The sequence below is a fragment of the Lentilitoribacter sp. EG35 genome, from assembly GCF_040784015.1.
GTDB lineage: Bacteria > Pseudomonadota > Alphaproteobacteria > Rhizobiales > Rhizobiaceae > Lentilitoribacter.
Genome location: NZ_JBFNGQ010000006.1, coordinates 110021 through 129416, shown reverse-complemented (window position 1 = coordinate 129416; position 19396 = coordinate 110021). Strand labels below are relative to the sequence as shown.

General features: G+C 45.3%; 24 protein-coding genes and 2 tRNA genes. 13 read left to right on the top strand and 13 right to left on the bottom strand.

The window, feature by feature from the left end; translation table 11 throughout:
* Position 1: 1 nt before the first annotated feature.
* From AB2J24_RS12085 to AB2J24_RS12070, 4 genes are all read left to right on the top strand, one after another.
* Positions 2-769, top strand: coding sequence for an SDR family oxidoreductase (locus AB2J24_RS12085; protein WP_367385628.1), 768 nt, complete (start codon positions 2-4; stop codon positions 767-769).
* Positions 770-892: 123 nt separating this feature from the next.
* A complete protein-coding gene (locus AB2J24_RS12080; protein WP_162651194.1) occupies positions 893-1285 on the top strand; it encodes a hypothetical protein in 393 nt (130 codons plus the stop codon).
* Between the two features lie 84 nt (positions 1286-1369).
* The gene (locus AB2J24_RS12075) at positions 1370-2086 is read left to right on the top strand and encodes a PEBP family protein (protein WP_367385627.1); all 717 of its coding nucleotides are present in this window, start codon (positions 1370-1372) and stop codon (positions 2084-2086) included.
* 32 nt (positions 2087-2118) lie between these two features.
* The gene (locus AB2J24_RS12070; protein ID WP_367385626.1) at positions 2119-3270 is read left to right on the top strand and encodes an amidohydrolase; all 1152 of its coding nucleotides are present in this window, start codon (positions 2119-2121) and stop codon (positions 3268-3270) included.
* Positions 3271-3273: 3 nt separating this feature from the next.
* On the opposite strand, the gene AB2J24_RS12065 is transcribed toward AB2J24_RS12070, so the two are convergent.
* From AB2J24_RS12065 to AB2J24_RS12045, 5 genes are all read right to left on the bottom strand, one after another.
* The gene (locus AB2J24_RS12065; RefSeq protein WP_367385625.1) at positions 3274-3828 is read right to left on the bottom strand and encodes a DUF4166 domain-containing protein; all 555 of its coding nucleotides are present in this window, start codon (positions 3826-3828) and stop codon (positions 3274-3276) included.
* On the bottom strand, positions 3825-4946 hold the full coding sequence (locus tag AB2J24_RS12060) for a saccharopine dehydrogenase NADP-binding domain-containing protein (protein ID WP_367385624.1): 1122 nt from the start codon (positions 4944-4946) through the stop codon (positions 3825-3827). The genes AB2J24_RS12065 and AB2J24_RS12060 overlap by 4 nt, the downstream gene beginning before the upstream one ends.
* Positions 4946-5380 carry a thiol-disulfide oxidoreductase DCC family protein gene (locus tag AB2J24_RS12055; protein ID WP_367385623.1) on the bottom strand — a complete coding sequence of 145 codons (435 nt, stop codon included), beginning with the start codon at positions 5378-5380 and terminating at the stop codon, positions 4946-4948. Before AB2J24_RS12055 ends, AB2J24_RS12060 begins: the two co-directional genes overlap by 1 nt.
* Positions 5381-5396: 16 nt before the next feature.
* Entirely contained in the window at positions 5397-6371 is a 975-nt protein-coding gene (locus tag AB2J24_RS12050) for an NADPH:quinone reductase (RefSeq protein WP_367385622.1), read from the bottom strand.
* Positions 6372-6445: 74 nt separating this feature from the next.
* A complete protein-coding gene (locus tag AB2J24_RS12045) occupies positions 6446-7207 on the bottom strand; it encodes an SDR family oxidoreductase (RefSeq protein WP_367385621.1) in 762 nt (253 codons plus the stop codon).
* Positions 7208-7476: 269 nt separating this feature from the next.
* On the opposite strand from AB2J24_RS12045, the gene AB2J24_RS12040 reads away from it, so the two are divergent.
* A complete protein-coding gene (locus tag AB2J24_RS12040; RefSeq protein ID WP_367385620.1) occupies positions 7477-8070 on the top strand; it encodes a hypothetical protein in 594 nt (197 codons plus the stop codon).
* 60 nt (positions 8071-8130) lie between these two features.
* Here the strand turns inward: AB2J24_RS12040 and AB2J24_RS12035 are convergent, their stop codons facing one another.
* On the bottom strand, positions 8131-8538 hold the full coding sequence (locus tag AB2J24_RS12035; RefSeq protein ID WP_367385619.1) for a hypothetical protein: 408 nt from the start codon (positions 8536-8538) through the stop codon (positions 8131-8133).
* A gap of 9 nt (positions 8539-8547) precedes the next feature.
* Positions 8548-9723: an NAD(P)/FAD-dependent oxidoreductase gene (locus AB2J24_RS12030; protein WP_367385618.1), complete on the bottom strand. Its 1176-nt coding sequence runs from the start codon at positions 9721-9723 to the stop codon at positions 8548-8550.
* A gap of 157 nt (positions 9724-9880) precedes the next feature.
* Between AB2J24_RS12030 and AB2J24_RS12025 the strand changes: the two genes are divergently transcribed.
* Together AB2J24_RS12025 and pncB are read left to right on the top strand one after the other, a co-directional pair.
* Positions 9881-10288 carry a methyltransferase family protein gene (locus AB2J24_RS12025; RefSeq protein ID WP_367385617.1) on the top strand — a complete coding sequence of 136 codons (408 nt, stop codon included), beginning with the start codon at positions 9881-9883 and terminating at the stop codon, positions 10286-10288.
* 104 nt (positions 10289-10392) lie between these two features.
* Positions 10393-11682, top strand: coding sequence for a nicotinate phosphoribosyltransferase (pncB, locus tag AB2J24_RS12020; protein ID WP_162651182.1), 1290 nt, complete (start codon positions 10393-10395; stop codon positions 11680-11682).
* Positions 11683-11710: 28 nt separating this feature from the next.
* On the opposite strand, the gene AB2J24_RS12015 is transcribed toward pncB, so the two are convergent.
* The 3 genes from AB2J24_RS12015 to AB2J24_RS12005 all read right to left on the bottom strand — a co-directional run bounded on the left by AB2J24_RS12015 (position 11711) and on the right by AB2J24_RS12005 (position 13948).
* On the bottom strand, positions 11711-12130 hold the full coding sequence (locus AB2J24_RS12015; RefSeq protein WP_367385616.1) for a lipocalin-like domain-containing protein: 420 nt from the start codon (positions 12128-12130) through the stop codon (positions 11711-11713).
* An 80-nt stretch (positions 12131-12210) separates the two neighbouring features.
* Entirely contained in the window at positions 12211-12744 is a 534-nt protein-coding gene (locus AB2J24_RS12010) for a dihydrofolate reductase family protein (protein ID WP_367385615.1), read from the bottom strand.
* A 145-nt stretch (positions 12745-12889) separates the two neighbouring features.
* The gene (locus AB2J24_RS12005) at positions 12890-13948 is read right to left on the bottom strand and encodes a TrmH family RNA methyltransferase (RefSeq protein WP_162651179.1); all 1059 of its coding nucleotides are present in this window, start codon (positions 13946-13948) and stop codon (positions 12890-12892) included.
* Positions 13949-14132: 184 nt separating this feature from the next.
* Between AB2J24_RS12005 and AB2J24_RS12000 the strand changes: the two genes are divergently transcribed.
* Both AB2J24_RS12000 and AB2J24_RS11995 read left to right on the top strand, forming a co-directional pair.
* Positions 14133-14217: transfer RNA gene (locus AB2J24_RS12000), tRNA-Tyr, on the top strand.
* A gap of 71 nt (positions 14218-14288) precedes the next feature.
* Positions 14289-14362 (top strand) — tRNA-Gly (locus AB2J24_RS11995).
* Positions 14363-14431: 69 nt separating this feature from the next.
* Here the strand turns inward: AB2J24_RS11995 and AB2J24_RS11990 are convergent.
* Positions 14432-14965: a DUF2938 domain-containing protein gene (locus AB2J24_RS11990; protein WP_367385614.1), complete on the bottom strand. Its 534-nt coding sequence runs from the start codon at positions 14963-14965 to the stop codon at positions 14432-14434.
* Between the two features lie 40 nt (positions 14966-15005).
* Between AB2J24_RS11990 and AB2J24_RS11985 the strand changes: the two genes are divergently transcribed.
* Positions 15006-15437: a helix-turn-helix domain-containing protein gene (locus tag AB2J24_RS11985; protein ID WP_367385613.1), complete on the top strand. Its 432-nt coding sequence runs from the start codon at positions 15006-15008 to the stop codon at positions 15435-15437.
* A gap of 290 nt (positions 15438-15727) precedes the next feature.
* Here AB2J24_RS11985 and AB2J24_RS11980 read toward each other — a convergent pair whose 3' ends face one another.
* Complete coding sequence (locus AB2J24_RS11980) at positions 15728-16258, bottom strand: copper chaperone PCu(A)C (protein WP_367385612.1); 531 nt, start codon at positions 16256-16258, stop codon at positions 15728-15730.
* A 159-nt stretch (positions 16259-16417) separates the two neighbouring features.
* Between AB2J24_RS11980 and AB2J24_RS11975 the strand changes: the two genes are divergently transcribed.
* Positions 16418-16777, top strand: coding sequence for a hypothetical protein (locus AB2J24_RS11975; protein ID WP_367385611.1), 360 nt, complete (start codon positions 16418-16420; stop codon positions 16775-16777).
* On the opposite strand, the gene AB2J24_RS11970 is transcribed toward AB2J24_RS11975, so the two are convergent.
* The gene (locus AB2J24_RS11970) at positions 16774-17310 is read right to left on the bottom strand and encodes an NUDIX hydrolase (RefSeq protein ID WP_367385736.1); all 537 of its coding nucleotides are present in this window, start codon (positions 17308-17310) and stop codon (positions 16774-16776) included. The two genes, AB2J24_RS11975 and AB2J24_RS11970, sit on opposite strands and share 4 nt — an antisense overlap.
* A 149-nt stretch (positions 17311-17459) precedes the next feature.
* Between AB2J24_RS11970 and AB2J24_RS11965 the strand changes: the two genes are divergently transcribed.
* Positions 17460-18443, top strand: a complete 984-nt coding sequence (locus AB2J24_RS11965; protein ID WP_367385610.1) for a GlxA family transcriptional regulator — start codon at positions 17460-17462, stop codon at positions 18441-18443.
* Complete coding sequence (locus AB2J24_RS11960) at positions 18444-19385, top strand: nucleoside hydrolase (protein ID WP_367385609.1); 942 nt, start codon at positions 18444-18446, stop codon at positions 19383-19385.
* Positions 19386-19396: the final 11 nt, after the last annotated feature.

Below are 19396 nucleotides of genomic sequence, written 5' to 3'. Positions count from 1 at the left end.
TATGATCAAGGAAGAAAACAAAATTGCATTGATTACGGGCGCTAGCCGTGGATTAGGCAGGAGCATGGCGCTGCATTTAGCTAAAAAGGGCGTGGGTGTAGTTATCACATATCATTCTAGCGGTGAATTAGCGGAGGAGGTTGTAGCTGAAATTCGCGCTGGTGGTGGTAAGGCACAATCCTTACAGCTTGATACTGGTGAATTGGCTCAGTTCGACCGCTTTATTGAGAGTTTAAGTGAGACCTTGAACAACGAATGGGGTCGAAAAACGTTGGACTACCTCGTCAATAATGCAGGAATTGGCATTCTTAACACTATTGCAGATACGCAAGAGGCCGAATTTGATCAGCTGATGAACATACATTTTAAAGGTGTTTTTTTTCTGACTCAGCGCCTATTACCGACAATTGAGGATGGTGGGCAAATCGTCAATATCTCGACTGGTCTTACACGGTTTTCTATGATCGGGTTGGCCGCCTATGCATCTATGAAAGGAGCAATTGAAGTTTTTACTCGCTATTTGGCGCAGGAGCTTGGCCCGCGCAATATCTCGGTAAATACAGTCGCCCCAGGAGCCATTGAAACCGATTTTGGAGGCGGTATGGTGCGTGATGACCCAATTGTAAATGATTTTGTGATTTCAACAACGGCCAGGGGGCGGGTGGGTATGCCAGATGATATTGGCGGTATGGTCGCTAGTCTTCTAACTGGCGATAACCAGTGGATGACAGCGCAGCGCTTGGAAGTGTCCGGTGGGCAACAACTTTAGCTGGTTTTTAAAATCAAGAAGTGGTTTACCGATTTGGTTAAATTTTACGGAGCCGATTTAGTGTAAATTATGGCTTCTGATTTATGTTCACCCCAATTCAAGTTTTGAATTGGGGTGAGTATCATGGTTCAAAAAATCTTTGCATTATCTTTTGCTATCTTCGTCATGCCATTTGCATTTGCGCTGCTACTTCTGGGACTCATGGTGCTGCATCATCAGCTTTATGGCTTTGGTCCTGCGCTTATTCTCATTGCCATTGCGCTGGGACTATCAGGCATTTCATCAGCGATAAATGCGTTTAAGGCCGAAACCTCTCCGCTTTCATCATGGTTAGGTAAAAGATACCGTCGGGCGATCTGGGCACTTGATTTTAAGCGAGCTCGCCGTTGGAATGCGTTATGCCGACAAAACGCATCTCAGAGTGCACATATACCGACAATCGTATCTGCGGCAGTCTTTTTTATTGTGGGTATGGCATCTGTGGTGCCATCTGTGTTTGCCATTACATTCTACTAAGATTTAAATCTGGACGATAAAATGCTATCATTACGCATAGATTGAACGATTCATATTCGGGGGGGTATGTTTGTGTTACAGAAAATGAAATTAAAAACAATCCTCTTGCCACTAACAGTATTATCCGTTTTGGCAGGGTGCGATGCAACATCAACATCTGTATTGACGACATCAGAGCAATCTTCAGTGCGGATTGCAGCGACCACGGGCGCTATAGATGTTTTGGGCGAGGTATGGGTCGATAACTGGTTCAGCCTTTATGTAAATGGTCAATATTTGACCGAAGACAGCGTGCCAATCACAACAGAACGCTCGTTTAATGCGGAACGCTTTAATTTTAAAGCCGATTACCCCATGACATTTGCAATTGAATTTCGCGATTATGCTCAAAACGAGACAGGGCTGGAATATATCGGCACAAACCGGCAGCAAATGGGTGATGGTGGGGCTATATTCCAATTCACAAATTCAGCTAACCGAAAATTGATTGCTGCTTCGAATTCCAGTGTGAAATGTTATGTGGTTCAAACAGCGCCGATTGATACATCTTGCGCCAGCGAAGCTAATCCTGTGGCAAATTCTGGTTCATGCGCACAAGTCACATCTCAAATACCTGAAAATTGGACCGACCCGGATTTTGATGACAGTCGTTGGGAAAACGCGATCGAGCATGCCGAACAGAGTGTTCGACCAAAGGATGGATATGATGCGGTTAAGTGGCGCAGTGAGGCTAAACTTATCTGGAGTTCGGACCTTGTTCGGGATAATATTATGCTGTGTCGAATAAAAGTCACTCAATAGCTTCCTGTACGCAGATCATTATCGGATAAATTATGTCAGTCATAGAACTAAATGTGTTGGACGAACTCATTGCGTTGCGGCGTGAGCTGCATCAGTATCCGGAGCTTTCTGGCGAAGAGGAAAATACCGCCAACCGGATCAAAGCGTTGTTAGAGACCTGTTCACCAAGCCAGATTATCGATCAGATTGGTGGGCATGGCATTGCAGCGATTTTTGACAGCGAGACAGAAGGGCCATCTGTGCTTTTTCGGTGTGAGTTGGATGCATTGCCTATTTTTGAGGTTGGTCAGCCTAAATGGCGCTCTAAGGAAGATGGCAAAGCACATTTATGTGGCCATGACGGGCATATGTCGATTATCTGCGGTTTGGCACGCCATTTTGCAGAAAACCCACCTCGGAAGGGGCGAATAATCTTGCTGTTTCAGCCCGCCGAAGAAAATGGCGCTGGTGCGAGCGCGATAATAAATGATCCAAAATTTAGCCTCATCAAGCCAGATTATGCATTTGCGTTGCATAATTTGCCGGGTCGACCTCTTCATGAAATTGGTGTCAAATCCGGGCCGTTTAACTTTGCATCCGAAGGCTTAATCGTGAATCTTGTTGGCAAAACCTCTCATGCTTCACACCCTGAAGATGGTATAAGTCCAGCCAGTGCCGTGGCTGAAATTCTCGCCAAACTTCCCAATGTGCCGCAAGAACTTGGCTATGATCATCGAACCGCACTTTGTACATTGATCAGTACCAGAATGGGCGGCAAAGCATTTGGCGTAACGCCAGCTGATGCACGGATCAAGGCAACATTGCGGAGCTCTACGAATGCTGCGCAGCAAAAATTGATGCATCATATGCAAGAGCTGGTAAAGCAAGTGGCGCGACGAAACGGCCTAGGGGTGACACTCAATCATCGTGAGAAATTTCTATCCTGCCAGAATGATCCTGAAGCAACTAATTATATTAAAAAGGCTGCCAAAAATTGCAATCTTGCGCTTGATGAGCTTCAAGAGCCATTTCGCTGGTCTGAAGATTTTGGTAATTTCAGTTTGGTCGCTAAAACTGCAATGTTCGTTCTGGGTGCTGGGCAAACACAACCGCAATTACACAATTCCGATTATGATTTTCCTGAAGAGCTGATTGAAACGGGTATGAAAATGTTTGTTAGTATCGCAGATGAGCTTTGCGGCTAACAGCTATTCAGCCTCAGGCTCCAACCAACCTTGATAATGCATCAAAAGACCGATGATCGGTAGACTCACCTTTACATCAAAACGAAAGCGACCCTGATTATCTTGGAACTCGAGGGTTTCTGATTGGGGTGCCAGACATAGTGGCAGGGGAATTGGACCAATTTTCCAACCAATCACCGGCATGATAATCCCTTGATCATGAAAGTCTATGCCTATCTTAAACCCTAAAATACCAAAGCGTTCGATGAAGCCATCGTTTTTCTCATGTGAAAGAACAGAGTGGAAAGATTTATTGCCGAATACTCGCTGCCAACGTTCAAAGCTAACGCCGGATTTTGCTCCATTTACGACTTTTACATCGACTTGAACTTCATCAGTCGGGGCAGGGAAACCGAAGAGCCAGCGTACAGACCTTGTTATTATACCTTGTCCACCAGAGATAGAGGCTTGCCCGCGCCAGTGCTTTGGGCCATCCAGCGAATGGAAATTTTGCAAAATAGTGGGCAGTTGGTTGAATTTTGTACCTAATTTTGTTTGATAGATTGATCTGTCCGTCATACCACTTCCATCTCAGTCGTGATGTGATGGTGCTGCATTTCAGCTTCAATCTCATGCAATGCGAGAGCTTTATCTGCGATCATGGCACCGGTTTCTATCTTCGCATTCATTAGCTTTTTGATTGCTGCTGCCATGGGTAGAATTGGAACAAACGTTCCATCATCATGCGTTGCAAGTAAGGACCAGCGAGTTGTTATATCCTGACCTTGTGCATCTGACCCTGAAATGAAGATCACCATACCGCCGCGATCCGAGGTGAAAGGTCGAGTTAAACTACGGGCTTTAATCAGCAAAGGTGTCAGCTGTAGCGGGTTTTTTATCATGCCCCATTTAGCCAGATAACCAAGGCAAATCGTGCCCCATTGTTCTAATGAGGATTCAAGGCCTGTGTAGAAGGTTACATTAGATATGACATTGTGGCGGGTTCCTAGATACGGCGCATCATACGTTTCTACAGGCACGATGCGACGTTTTCCAATGTTTGGCACATCTATAATCTTGGAGTTAATAAGGCCAAAGACAGAATCCAGTTTACCGTTTTTCCATACCGGGATTTCACGCCCTGCATAGCTTAAGAGAGCTTTTATAACGGAGGGGCCGACTTTGCTTTTACCACCCGGTGTGATGGCGAGTTCAACCCTATCGATTTGCTGCCAATCATTTGTAATTGTTTGAACCACATTGGCGGAAAGGGCAGGTGTCGTGCTGGCGCCTGTGATCGCCGTCAAATTATTTTCACGCGCGATCTCATTGAGATTGGAGGTATAATGCTCGATATAGGTCTTGGCGTCAGCGAGGTCGATAAAGTGGGAACCAGATGCCAATGCAGCAAGAGCTGTTTCATAATCAGCATCTTGGAAGGGGCCAGAGCAATCTACAGTAATATCAGGTTGAATATCTGCAAACATTGCTTTCAGGTTTGTTTTGCGATCAAAACCGACGCCTTTGATGTCAAAAGTTGCTTGTATGCTATCTGCAACTTTTTGTGCTTTCGCTTCAGATCGTGATGTGATGAAGAGGCAGACGTCCGCCTTTAAACTCACGGCAAGATGTTGCACAAGCCGTGTGCCAAATATGCCAGTTCCGCCAATAATCAGGATTTTAGGTTTACTATCCATCAAAGAACAAACCGGTGCTGATTATCGGCGTCAGGAATGATGCATGCATCGGTTTTGCCAAAGATTTTATAGCGGTTTCGCGCAACTTTCTCATATAACCAATCCCGAATTGGTTTAGGTATATATGTGCCAAAGCGCATGAGACGGACAACGCCTCGCATGTGCTGTGAAAGCGCTATCACACCGCTGGACTTAAAGTGTGGAAGGTCATTTTCAAAGAAGATAAATGTCTCGGGATTATCAGGATCAATATCTTTAGAAAGTGCCAGTTTGCGGCCTTCTTCAGATTGAATCGAGATGAATATTATGTCTGAGTTCAATTCATGTTTGAGGACATATTGAACAGCGCTATCACATAGTACGCAGACGCTATCGAACAGAAATATCGGCTGGCTTTTGTCCAGCGACTTCTTCTCGATATTTGGTTTTGTCATTATACATCCCGCTTAGTTACGGGACTAAGATTACCTTGCCATGAGCCCCCGGGGCAAGCACATATTCATGCGCTAATGCCGCATCTGCGAGCGGTATTTCCTTGCCTGTAATTGGCGTAAGGCTACCATCAGCTAGGCCAATTATCAGATCATCCATAATTGGCTTGATTTGCTCCGCATTAAGATTCCAAAGTGCCATGCCCATGACGTCCAGTTCTTTTGCCATAGTCATGCGCGGATTGATGGTAATTTCACCGCGATTGCCAATAATCACGATACGTCCAAACATGGCAGCAAGATCCAAATCTGTTGCCAGATTTACATTGGCCAGCATTTCAAGTGTTAGATCAACACCATCGCCATTTGTGAATGCCATGATTTCATCGGCATATCCTCCGCTGGTGTGGTTGACCGCAAGATCTACCCCTTGTGACTTAAGAAGCGTCAATCCAGCTTGTGTACCTGCGGAACCAATGATTTTTGCCCCAGCGCGTTTAGCAAGTTGAATGGCTGATGTGCCAACAGAACCGCTGGCCCCGTGAATGAAAACTGTTTCATCTGCGGTTAGTCGACCTCGGTTAAAAAGTGCATGGTGAGCGGTTGGGTAGGACACACCCAATGCCGTGGCCTGAGCAAAGCTCACTCTGTCAGGAATTTTGATAACATCATTCTCGTTGCGCAGGATTTTTTCTGCATAGCAACCCAATCGATCAGAGCTAAATGCGATGCCTGTTGCTACACGATCACCCACCTTTAATGAACGGACAGTTGCACCAATGCTTGAGACGACCCCAGCAGCATCCCCGCCAGGTGTATAGGGCAATTCAGGTTTAACTATATATGTGCCTGTGCGTGTGTAAGTATCGGCAGGGTTCACGCCAGCTGCCATCATGTCGATCACAACTTCGTTGGCAGCAGGAATGGGATCATTTTTATTCTCGATTTGCAGAACATCTGCATCACCAAATTCATTCACACAGATTGCTCGCATGATTTTATCTCCCTGAATCATATTGTTGGTAAAGGTATAAAGTGCAGGTGAAGTTTTGCAAAGCCGTTTGGGGTTTAAATCAACCCAACAAGCTTGCGGCCTTCATCCGTTTTGATTGTAAAGTCAGTGCCGTCAAACTCACGTGCCTCGTCTGTGGTCAGCCAGCAAATGGCTTCTCCAACCCAATCGGGCGAGATATGAGTTTCCCAGTCAATCTGCGAAACGGCATTAATGCCTGATTTTTTAATCGACATCATCATATCAGTTGCCACAGTACCGGGTGAAAGGCCGATGACACTGATACCTTTTTCGTTCCATTCACGGTTTGCACTGCGGGTAAGCGAGGCAACTGCTGCCTTTGATGCGCTATAATGTGCCCAACCTTCTAATGCGCCATGCGCGGCACCAGAAGACATGTTGATAATGACAGAACGCCCGCCATTGGCGGCTTCTAATAACGCAGGAAAAGCTGCATGCATGCAATGATATACACCTTTAATATTGATATCGATTACGTTGCCCCAAGCATCTGGGCAGGTGTCTTCAATTCGGTCAATGGGGTCAATCACGCCAGCATTGTTGACCACAACATCCAGCCCGCCAAAATGCTGAACGGCACTATCAATTGCTTCTTTTATGCTGTCATAGTCCGATACATCGCATGTGAGCGCTAGAGCCTTATTGCCGATTTCGGCGGCAATTCGCTCAATGTCTTTGTTGCTTCTAGCTGCAAGAACCACATTTGCACCATAGCTAGCCGCTTTTCGCGCCGCGGCTTCTCCAATGCCTCGACTTGCACCTGTTATGAATACTGTTTTTCCTGAAAGGTTGATCATGCTCTCTCCCCACATAAATATCACCTGCCACATAATGTAACTTGCTTGGATAAATGGGGATATGACGCCACAATTTCAAATACTAAAATTCAGGTATCGTAGGTGAAATGTAAAATATTCTGTTTTCCAAGATGAATGCTTGATGAACGGCCTATTCAGCAAGGTTTCAAAACCACTTCGTTAAAACATTCCTCATCGAAACAAATTCGAAATTTAAAATCTTTCCGGGGGCGACTACTCCGGACAAATTAATTGATCAGGAGCTTATTATGACGTTTGTTAAAACTATTTCAGCACTAGCCGTTTCATCAGCAATATTGGCCGTATCAACGGGTATTGCTGCAGCGGGTCCGATGCAAAATCTATCGATCAGTAAAAATGGTATTGACGCAGTGCCAATCGAAGTGAGTGTCGTTGGTGGCAGTTTTAAAAAAATTAAATCACCATCACACAAATTTCTTTTAAAAATATATGCCAAGGCCAAGCTTGCGAAAAAGGTAAAGGTAGCGCAGGTAACTACAAGTGATGCTCCGTATTTAGAGGCTGACCCGGGCACATGGAGCATGAAGTATTATCCGAACAAGCGAACTTTTTCGAAATCGCTTTCGCCTGTTATTGCTATGAGTAAAGTCAGGTGGAGTGGAGCTGATCCAATTCAGGCATGTAATAACAAATTGAAAAGCAGCCGTAATATTCTGACTAAAGGAACAACAACACAGGCAACGGCATATTTTCAGTTGCATGCGTCTAACAAAAATGGGTTAAAAGGCTTGAGCGATAGTAAACATAACTCCACATGGATGTGGTATCCTGTTCAGGTTAAGTGTCTGCCAAACGCAATTGGCGGCAAGCTTAGCAACTAAACCTGTAACTGTTTTATACACCAATCCTGCGCGCTATCATCGTGCAGGATTTTTATTGTTTTAGCTTAATAATGTCATTACCATTGCAGCCAAAAGAACGGCTAAAATCACCAGATATTTAGATGATCTGAGAAGAAAATAACGTAGTTTCTCAACCTCGTCCGTGCGCCCTTCAGCTCGTAATTTTACGGTTTTGACATGATGAATGCGTCGCAATCCCAATAAAACACCAAGTAATCCAAGCAAAATTGGTAATACAGCCAATATATATGCAAAAATGATTTCAGAGGATAGATTTGTCATCTGATCATAGAATGCGCCATCGCAATGAAATTTAAGGTATATTTGAGTGCAGTTGCCCAAGAAGTTAAAGAATGAAAGGTTGATGATTGCAAATAAGCCAATAATAAGAGCCACATAGCTTAAAAATTCCAAAGCAATAAATGTTTTTTGACCGATATTACGCATTAATAAAACCTAACAGACTTGCCCACAAACCCAGCCCGAACTCCAGGCCCACTGGAAATTGTAACCGCCGAGCCAGCCAGTCATATCAACAACTTCGCCGATGAAATAAAGCCCATCGGTATTTTTGGCTTCCATGGTCTTTGCATTTAGCGCACCTGTATCCACACCGCCAAGCGTGACCTCTGCTGTTCGATAACCTTCTGAACCCGCTGGCTTTATCCGCCAGGCATTGACAGATTGTCCAAGTTGATCGAGTTTGGCGTTGTTTTGATCTGCAAGATTTCCGGTCAGGCCTGAATGCTCAACGATCATTTGCGCAAGTTTGGATGTGATTAACTTTGCAAGCGCATTGCCAATTGATAGCTTGCCGGAACTCTGGCGCATGGCTTTAAGCTGCTCGGCAATATTTATCCCCCGGGCAAGATCAACAATAATTTCGTCACCCTCGCGCCAATAGGACGAGATTTGCAGGATTGACGGGCCAGATAATCCGCGATGGGTAAATAGAAGTGCTTCATCAAAACTAACCTTGTTGCACGTGACTGAACTTTTGGTGCTCACGCCCGATAGCGGCTTAATTCGGCCTAGTAATTCGTCAGCAAAAGTCAGTGGCACAAGGGCAGGGCGCGTTTCAGTTACCGGCAGATCGAATTGCTCTGCGATCTGATAGCCAAAGCCTGTTGCTCCCATTTTCGGGATGGATTTTCCACCGCACGCCACCACAAGAGATTGCGCTTCCACTGTGTCATGTTCAAGTTGAATACTATATGTATCAGACTTATTGATGCTTTTCACGTCGGTGGATAAGCGTAACTCTACACCTGCATTGCTCATCTCCGTCAACAGCATATCAATAATAACTTTGGCAGACACATCACAGAAAAGCTGGCCAAGTACTTTTTCATGATAGGCAATCTTGTAATGCTCAACCATCTTGATGAAATCGTGCTGGGTGTAGCGTTTAAGTGCCGAAATCGCAAAACGCGGATTTTGTGACAAAAATCGGTCAAATTTAGTGTTGATATTGGTAAAATTGCACCGTCCACCACCAGAAATACGAATTTTTTCACCAGCCGTTTTCGCATGGTCCAAAACAAGCACCTTGCGCCCACGCTTGCCCGCCTCAATAGCGCACATCATACCCGCAGCGCCCGCACCAATTATAACGACATCATATTGTTTCATAACCTAGCGATTAGATGCCGGTGACTGCAATAACAAGAGTATTATTAAATTAAATGGAGCGGCTTCCTGCAAAACTGATATATTTGTCCATATCTGCCAGTTTAATAAGGATCTGTATAGGCACATTCCACCGCCCGTTTATATGGTTCTTGCAATAATGAGTATTTTTTATGGTCAATCATTTTTCCCGCTCTTGTCCTTTGGTTTAGTTGAACAGAAGTTGATCGGAATTTTTCTTGGTATCGTTGGTGTGGCAATTTCCATTGTATCGGTACAGCGGTTTCGTCAGTTTGGTACAACCATTCAGCCCAATAAACTGGATGAAGCCAAACATCTGGTCAGCGATGGTATTTACAATTATTCGCGTAATCCGATGTATCTTGGTATGGCGATCCTAATTGTATCTGCGGGGATATATGTTGGTTCATTTTTGTTTTTACCAGCACTTGTTGCATTTGTTTTAATTATCAATAAGTTCCAGATCGCACCGGAAGAGGCTGCGTTGGAGAGGCTTTTTGGTCAAGAATATCTAGATTTGAAATCACGAACTCGGCGCTGGATTTAGATTTATCCCGCTCATAATTGGTTCCAATTAATCGATTAAGAATTGCAAGCAGTCACCTTTCTTTGTAAGAGAGGACTTCTGTCAGTCAACGAGGCTTACGCTTTATGGATATTGCAACGCGCGTTTATAATCATAACTGGAAAATTAATCCGATCATTAGATCGTTGATTGATACTGATTTCTATAAGTTGTTGATGGCGCAAACCATTTTTACCCATAAGCCAGATACACGCGTAACATTTAATCTCATCAATCGCTCGACACATGTGCCGCTTGCGGATCTGATTGACGAAGGTGAATTGCGTGAGCAGTTGGACCATATTCGCACGTTATCTTTGTCCCCGGGTGAAAGCACCTGGCTTCGCGGTAATATGTTTTATGGCAAGCGCTCCATGTTCCGTCCTGATTTTATGGAATGGTTCGAAGGTTTGAGAATGCCTGAATACCAGCTTGAGCGCGTTGGCAATCAATATCAGCTTGATTTTGAGGGCGATTGGCCGTCTGTCATGTTGTGGGAAATTTATGCGCTTGCTGTGATTATGGAGCTACGCTCGCGCGCTGTGCTTAAGGGTATGGGCAAGTTTGAATTACAAGTGCTTTATGCACGTGCAATGGCGCGGCTTTGGGAAAAGATCGAACGTCTCCGTGTGATTGATGGCTTGAAAGTTGCTGATTTTGGCACACGACGTCGCCATTCTCACATGTGGCAAGATTGGTGCGTACAAGCTATGAGTGAGGGCTTGGGTGACAAGTTTATCGGCACGTCAAACTGTATGATTGCTAGACGGCAAGAGGTTGAAGCCATTGGTACCAATGCGCATGAATTGCCAATGGTCTATGCAGCACTTGCAAAAGATGATGCCGAACTGGCCAATGCCCCATATCAGGTTTTGAGTGATTGGCAGACCGAGCATGATGGCAATTTGCTGATCATTCTGCCCGACACTTATGGCACCTATGGATTTTTGGATAATGCACCAGATTGGCTTGCCAAATGGACAGGTATTCGCATCGACAGCGGTGATCCTTCTACAGTTGCAGAATATGCCTTAAAATGGTGGGAAAAACGCGGCGAAGACCCCAAGAAAAAATTGCTCATTTTCTCCGATGGGTTAGATACGGACGAGATCGAAAAACTGCATAAACGTTTTCACGGGCGAGCAAAAATCTCTTTTGGTTGGGGTACAAAGCTTACAAATGATTTCAGGGGATTAGTTGCTGATGATAGGCTCGCGCCGTTCTCGCTCGTATGTAAGGCCACATCTGCCGATGGCAAGCCCACGGTCAAACTATCCGATAACCCGCGTAAAGCTATGGGGCCATCAGAAGAAATAGCCCGCTACAAACGCGTGTTTGGCGTTGGTGATCAAGAAGAGTTTGATGTCGAGGTCTAGGAATTTTAGCGAAGTCTAGCTGCCTGACCTATTGCTTCCAGATTAGTTTAGCCGTTACATTTTGACCCTGAAATTGTGCGCCGGCTGCGCTTAAATGCAGATGTTCGCCGTCGAATGCGAAGTCGCGAACCTGATCTTTGCCAACCCAGTTTGGGAATGATGACATCGTGACGTGGTGAACGAGCTTGCTATTCACAAATTCATAAGTTCCAGCATAGGTTATTTGTGATTTTATGGCTGCAGAATCTTCATCCGTTGAGCCACTAAATGGATCAGAACCGATGTAATTGGCGCGATTTGACATCATAATATGCACAAAGAGGTGGCCATTTTTTGCGTAATGTATGTATCCCTTTGCGTCCTCGCCAAAGGGAAATATCTCAGTGCCATCATCAAGTTCATTGACCCATTTAACGAGATTCCATGTTCCCAAAATTCGCGTATCCAAACTATCTTCCTTCTTCTGTATTGGCGCTGAGCAATATCAGGCGCAGGTCATAGGCGCTGTTTGTGCCTATGACCTTTTCATTAATACTGGATTTCAAACTCCTGATAGATAATACCGCCATCATGAGCCTTCATCTCCAATTCTTTGAGCTCCGGCAGATGTGTAACGCCATCAAGCAGTTTTACGCCAGACCCTAGTATGATTGGTGCACGCTTTAATCGTATATAGCTCACAAGTTCGTTCGATATCGCCCAGCCAGCAAGTACACCGCCACCGCAAAGATAGATTGGTCCGTTGGCATCCTCCTGAATAGCGCGGATGGTCTCAGCATTAGGGTTTGCCATTTGCTCTACTTGCGAACCGTCAGGCAGCTCAATTGTTGACGAGATCACGATCGAGCGCATATGTGGGTAAGGATTGTCACCGGGTGTCAGACCAAAGGCATAGCCAAACTCATAGGTATTTCGACCCATCAGGCATGTTGAATATTGAGATAATCGTGTGGCGTAATCTTCAACAACTGTTCCTTCATGTGGAAAAGCGGACACGTCACCTTCTGGTCCAGAAATATAGCCGTCAATTGACACGGCAACGTCATAAATAATGGGATGCATAAGATGCTCCTAGAAAAAAGTAAGTCTTCGCGCAGATCACCTCAATATTGATGGTCATCATGCAATTCATAAAAACAGACTTACTTGTTCATCGTCAGAGCACTCCTCATTTGTAGCTTGATGCTAGATGAAATTATTATTTTGTTCAAGGCTGGCGCAGTAAAAAACGATGTGCGGCATAAAGCGATAGTGCTGCGGCATTAGATACGTTTAGCGATTTAATTGGGCCGGGCATATCAAGGCGGGCTAGATCACTCACAATTTCGCGTGTTTTATGCCGCAGGCCTTTGCCTTCCGCGCCTAAAACCAGTGCAATTTGTTGGCTTGAAAATGTCTCAACAAGGTCTTCCGGCCCTTCTGAATCCAAACCAATGGTCTGAAACCCCACAAAATGCAGTTCATCGATGGCTTCACCAAGGTTTTTAACCTCGATATGGTCGATCATTTCCAGCGCACCAGACGCCGATTTTGCCAGTACACCTGATTCTTGCGCAGAATTTCGCATCGTTGAAATAATTGCACCAGCGCCAAGAGCAACTGCGGAACGCATGATGGCACCGACATTGTGCGGATCAGTTACTTCATCCAACACAACAATCAATTGCGTATCTTTAAGCTGATCAAGCGATTTGGGGCGTAAAGGATGAGCCTCGGCAACAATACCTTGGTGAATTGCGTCTTTGCCCACGAGACGATCAAGATTGCGGCCATCGGTAAATTCGACGGGGCAGGGCATTTGCCCCGCATTGCCTACATCTAATCGTTCCCATGCATTTTCTGTTGCTAGCAGTTTGATGATTTTGCGACGTGGATTTTCAATGGCAGCACGAACGGTGTGCAATCCATAAAGATAAAGCGCAGAATTACCGCGGTTGCGATAACGGCTCGCGCGTGTAGATTTTTCACGAGGGCGTGGAGAATCATCAATATAAACACGTTCGCGTCTTTCTTGACGAGACGTGCCTTCCCGCGCACCTTCACGTACGTTGGGTCGACCTGTTGTTTTTCCATCAGGGTTTAGGCTTTGAGGAGAGAAGAGACCGGATGCTTTCTTTGCTGCTGCCAGTCCACCCGACTTCTGCCCTTGTTTCGCGCTATTTTTATTCTTTGCAGGCGGCTTTCCCGCTTTTGGGCCTGCATTCCTGCGTGAAGGCGCGCCAGAGGTACCTTTTCTCGGGGATCTTTTGTCTTTTCGCTCTCTCATAATGGCGCTTATAATCTATTGAGGGATCAGCGCAATGGTCGATTGTTGCCGCTTGTTCATTATAAGTGAATTTTTTTCGTCAAACTGTGTTGACAGATGGGCTAGCGAAGGCCATAACCCCGCTCAGATTCAAGCGAAATCGTTTGAGTTGATCGAACCAAATGTTCGATGAAAGCAAGGGTACGGAGGAGTGCCAGAGCGGTTAAATGGGACGGACTGTAAATCCGTTGGCTTAGCCTACGTTGGTTCAAATCCAACCTCCTCCACCATTGCTTTGACTATCTTGACCAAAATCGCTTATGGTCAGGAATAGCAGCGAGAAATCGCTGACATGTCTTACGCGGGCGTTGTGTAGTGGTAAGACCTCAGCCTTCCAAGCTGATGACGCGGGTTCGATTCCCGCCGCCCGCTCCAGACTAGAGTTATGTTATACTTATTTCCGTCCATCTATACCTTTCCTATTAATGGAGACTGGCAGCTTTATTACCATAGAGAAAGTCGGGCGCATATTACTCCCGTGAGATATATACCCAAACCAAAGGACAAATGAGCAATTAAGCTTCTTTGACGCGTTATCCAGGGAGATGGGGTTTTTGAAGCGGCGAAACCAAATCCGAAAGCCGGCTGCATTACCAGGAAAGGTGCAGCTACACTTGCAATGCCGATTATCATCGGATTCAACAGGCTTGGTGCATCAAGCCAGCTCTTCCCCGTAAATGCCAGCATTATGCCAACAAATAATACTCCTATTGCATAATGAAACACCCAACCAATTGTCCGTTCATAACGGTTCTGGGGTGATTGCAAGATTGTTTTATGGGTAAACTGCCCTTTTGGTATTCCAGCAATCCACCTGCCGACCAACGCATAATCTAAACCTTGGATGTTCCATAAGCTGCGTTGAAGCCATGCAAACATATCCATGAATGCAGTTGCGCCAAGACCAATGATAACTGTAGGGAATATTAAATCTATCAAACTCACAACACTTCCTTTTCTCTTGTTTGTGCGTGTCATTGGAATTACCATGCCACTTCAAGTGCACTTGAGGTCAAGTATGAAAGATATAGATATTGCCGAACTGTCAAAAAAGACGGGACTACCTGCATCGACATTGCGATACTACGAAGAAAAATCTCTAATAAGTTCAATTGGTCGGCGCGGCCTTAAGCGATTATTTGATCCGTCAGTGTTACAGCGTCTTGCACTCGTGGCATTAGGAAGGATGGCAAATTTTTCCTTATCAGAAATTCGATCGCTTCTTCTGTCTGATCAGGGGACGTTCATTGATCGCGACGTGTTACGTGCAAAGGCTGTTGAGATCGATCGGCAGATAAGTGTGTTGCAACAAGTCCGAAACGGATTAATTCATGCCGCCGAATGCCCAGCATCAAGCCATTTGGAGTGTCCAAGGTTCCAAAAAATGATGCGTGTTGCTGCAAAGGAGCAGGCCAAGGCAACTAAACGAGCCAATATGTTGGTCCGTTAGTCAGTTGCCTATCGGTTGGATAAGCGTCTGTTAGGCAAAGCCTTGACTGACGATTGCGATGAGCGTGGCCCAAAATGCAACGCAGAATGTTACAGAAGCTAGCCAAAACTTTTGCTTGATATCTGGAATGCTGTCACCCGCCGACTTCGAAAAACGGCAGAAAATGAAAGCCGTGGGTGTCTAACAAATTCGGGGCTATTCAGAGCAGTAATTCGGTAAAATTGTAACTATGTCCAAATTAATAATCGACATAAGAATTTTGGATTAGTATTCCTGTGAGGGTGCGCCAGTTAGTGTGCCATCTTTAACATTTTCATGTCTACAACGTTGAATTCTACTCTAACCGATCCCGATTTTTCAAAGTTGAGTGTTGCATCAAAGCTCGTGTTTTTTGTAAGAGGGGCTTCAAGATCCATAAACATGATATGAAAACCGCCCGGTTGGAGCATAACTGTTTGGCCAGCCTTAATGACAAGTCCATCATTTAGCTGACGCATTTTCATCACGTCATTTTCCATTTTCATTTCATGTACTTCCAACAAGGGAGAGACGGATGTTTTGCCGCCCATCAAACGATCATCTTCCGAACCGTTGTTGGTAATGACCATATAGCCGCCTCCAACGGATGCGCCGGGAACAGTTTCGCGCGCACGAACGTTCGCAATCGTAATATCACCTGCGCTGAATATTTGCCCCGTCGTCATCTCATTTTTTACCTCGTCGGCATATGCAGTGCCGCTGGGTGGATCAAGAATGATACGTGCGCCGACGACGGCCACAACCGCAAATATGGCGATAATTACAATTGATCTCGTATTCATGGGGTCGTCTCCGCTTTGTTTGCGTTTTGAATATATTATGCAGTCTTTCATATGTTCAAAACCAGATGACAATTTGTCACCAGATTGCGACATATTGGCATTGTGTGTGAAAGTGACTAATATGTGTCATATAAGAACAATACATGCAGGGACAAAACTATGGCCAAAAGAATTCTTTCCGCATTTGCAATTATATTTATGTTTGTAATACAGGCCCTCGCTGGAACAGGCGCAGAGGGTTATTTCACAATACACAACAATACAGAGCAAAATATCCTGATAGGCTTTTATACAAATGATGGCTCTGGTTGGAGTACAAATTGGATTGACGGGTCTGATGTTGAACCCGGCCAAGTTCTTAAAGCCGAGTTCACAGCGGACACTGGAAATTGTGCACAAACCCTGCAAGTTGGCTGGCTCTCAAGTGATGGCGGCGAAGTTTTAGATGATCCAATTGATATTGATATTTGCGATGCGTCCAATGTTTACCTTGATGACAATGAGATCTATTACGACTAAAGCCGCAAGGTTTGCAGCTTATCGCGCATCGCTATAAGCGATGGTTCGGGATTATAATCTTCAAGTTCGTCAAGTGGTATCCATTTCAGATCATTTGATTCATCGGAAACAATAAATGGATGTCGTTCGTCGGTTTCCAGCGCATAGCGAATATCATAATGCAGATGCGCCTGAACGCCTTTATGTTCTGGTATTTCATGAATATCGATATCGAGAATTTGGTCGAATATATGATCAATCCGCGGTAATCCGCTTTCTTCATAAGCCTCTTTTAGTGCCGCAAATTTGGGGTCTTTTATACCATCGCAATGCCCGCCAAGTTGCAGCCATTTACCGAGTTTTGCGTGGTGGGTGAGGAGCACTTTGTCATGCTTCATATTGAGCAAAAAAGCCGACGCTGTGACGTGTCCAGTAAGTAATTGTTTTGAAAAAGCCAGATTCTCGCCCTCTATCAATCGTATCACCCGATCAGCGAGATCCTGATCGCGTTGTGAAGAAATGTAATATGTGCCGGAGTAGGGTATGTTTATCATATTTTTCAAAGTCTTACGCCTGTTGACGGAATCAGATTGGTAGCTCGTTGAATCAGATTCTAAAATTACATGGTTCTAATGTCAGTTAAATAGTGCAAATATTGAAATTCGATTTTTTTGAGCTTAAAGCAGACGTATTTTTATAAATTATGGACTTTTCAACGCATATTGACCGCCCATTTCGAATTGGGTTTTTACTATTTGATGGTTTTGCGCTCATTGCCTATTCATCGGCGCTATCACCATTAATGGTGGCCAATGAGTTGAGCGGTCAAGAGCTTTACAGCATCAGAAACCTACCCGCTAGCGGATCGCAGGCAGTTAGTTCTTCGGGTGCGGTCATTAAGGCAGATGCATTTCCTGGCGAGCATGTAGATTTTGATCTTATCATTGCTGTTGGTGGCTATGTTACCAAGGATTTTGATAGTCCACGCATTTTGCAATGGTTACGGCTTTTGTCGCGCCGAAATGTAATGATCGGTGGAATTTCGGGTGGTCCGGTGGTGCTGGCAAAGGCTGGCATTATGAATGAGCGGCGTATGACGGTACATTGGGTCTTTGCAGACCTTATTGCCGAAATGGATCCCGACATTCTGCTTGAGCGCGCGCTTTATGTGTTTGATCGTGATCGATTAACGTGTGCGGGGGGGCTGGCGCCTGTTGATATGATGCACGCTTTGATAGCCAAGCACCATAGTCCGGCTTTTGCACGCGATGTTTCCGATTATATTATGCACACCAATGTGCGACCCGGTGAAGGGCCTCAGCGTTCAGGCCTGGTCGAGCGTTATGGGGTTAATAATCCCGCTGTTATTACCGCTATCGAAGTGATGCAAAATAATTTAAGCGAGCCGCTAACGCTCGCTCAGTTGGCAAGGTCGGTCGGCCTTGGCACACGTCAGCTCAATAGACAATTTAAAGACAAGATGGGCGAAAGTACGATGGGGTTTTATAAAAAGTTACGGTTAGAAAAGGCCAGTAACTTTTTAAAGCAGACAACGCTTTCAATCACTGATATCGCTTTTGCAACGGGTTATGTAAGTTCGGCTCATTTTTCACGAGACTTTCGAGAGAAGTTTGGTATTGCGCCATCTGATTACAGATCAGCAGATTATCGAAGTGGAGAGGCGTAAATGCCAAGAAAGATCATTATTGATACCGATCCCGGTCAGGATGATGCGGTGGCCATTTTAGTGGCGCTGGCAAATCCAGATATGTTTGACATTTTGGGCATTACCGCCGTCGCGGGCAATGTCGGGCTAAAGCTTAATGCACAAAACGCGCTCAAGGTTGTTGAGCTTGGCGGCAGGCCTGAAATTCCGGTCTATGCTGGCTGTTCAGATCCAATTGAACGAGTGCTGGTTACCGCCGAGCATGTCCACGGTCAAACCGGGCTGGATGGCCCAGAGCTAGCGGAACCAACAATAAAACTTCAAGAACAGCACGGCGTTGATTTCATCATCGAAACGCTCCGCGCTCATGATGAAGCCACTGTCACACTCGCGACATTAGGCCCGCTGACCAATATTGCAACAGCGTTGCAAAAAGACCCCGAAGCAGTGAAGCGTTGCGAGCAAATTGTGATGATGGGCGGTGCCTATTTTCAAGGTGGCAATATCACGCCATCCGCCGAGTTCAACATCTATGTCGACCCGCAGGCTGCCGATATTGTGTTCAGATCAGGTATTCCGATTACTGTTGCATCGTTAGATGTCACCCATAAAGCGCTGTCTACCAAAGAACGTATCGAAGCAATCCGCAAAGTCGGCACAAAATCAGCCATCGCCGTTGCTGAGATGCTATCATTTTCCGAACGTTTTGATCTGGAAAAGTACCAATGGCAAGGCGCACCGTTGCATGATCCGTGTGTGATAACATATTTGATGAAGCCTGAATTGTTTACAGGCCGTATGTGCAATGTGCAGATCGAGGTACAAAGCGAGTTGACCATGGGCATGACAGTTGCAGATTACTGGAACATTACCGACAGGCCCAAGAACGCGTTTTTCCTGGATAATGTGGATGCAGACGGCTTTTTCGAATTGATTATCGAGGCACTGCGGAAGTTACCATAGTGTAGGCATAA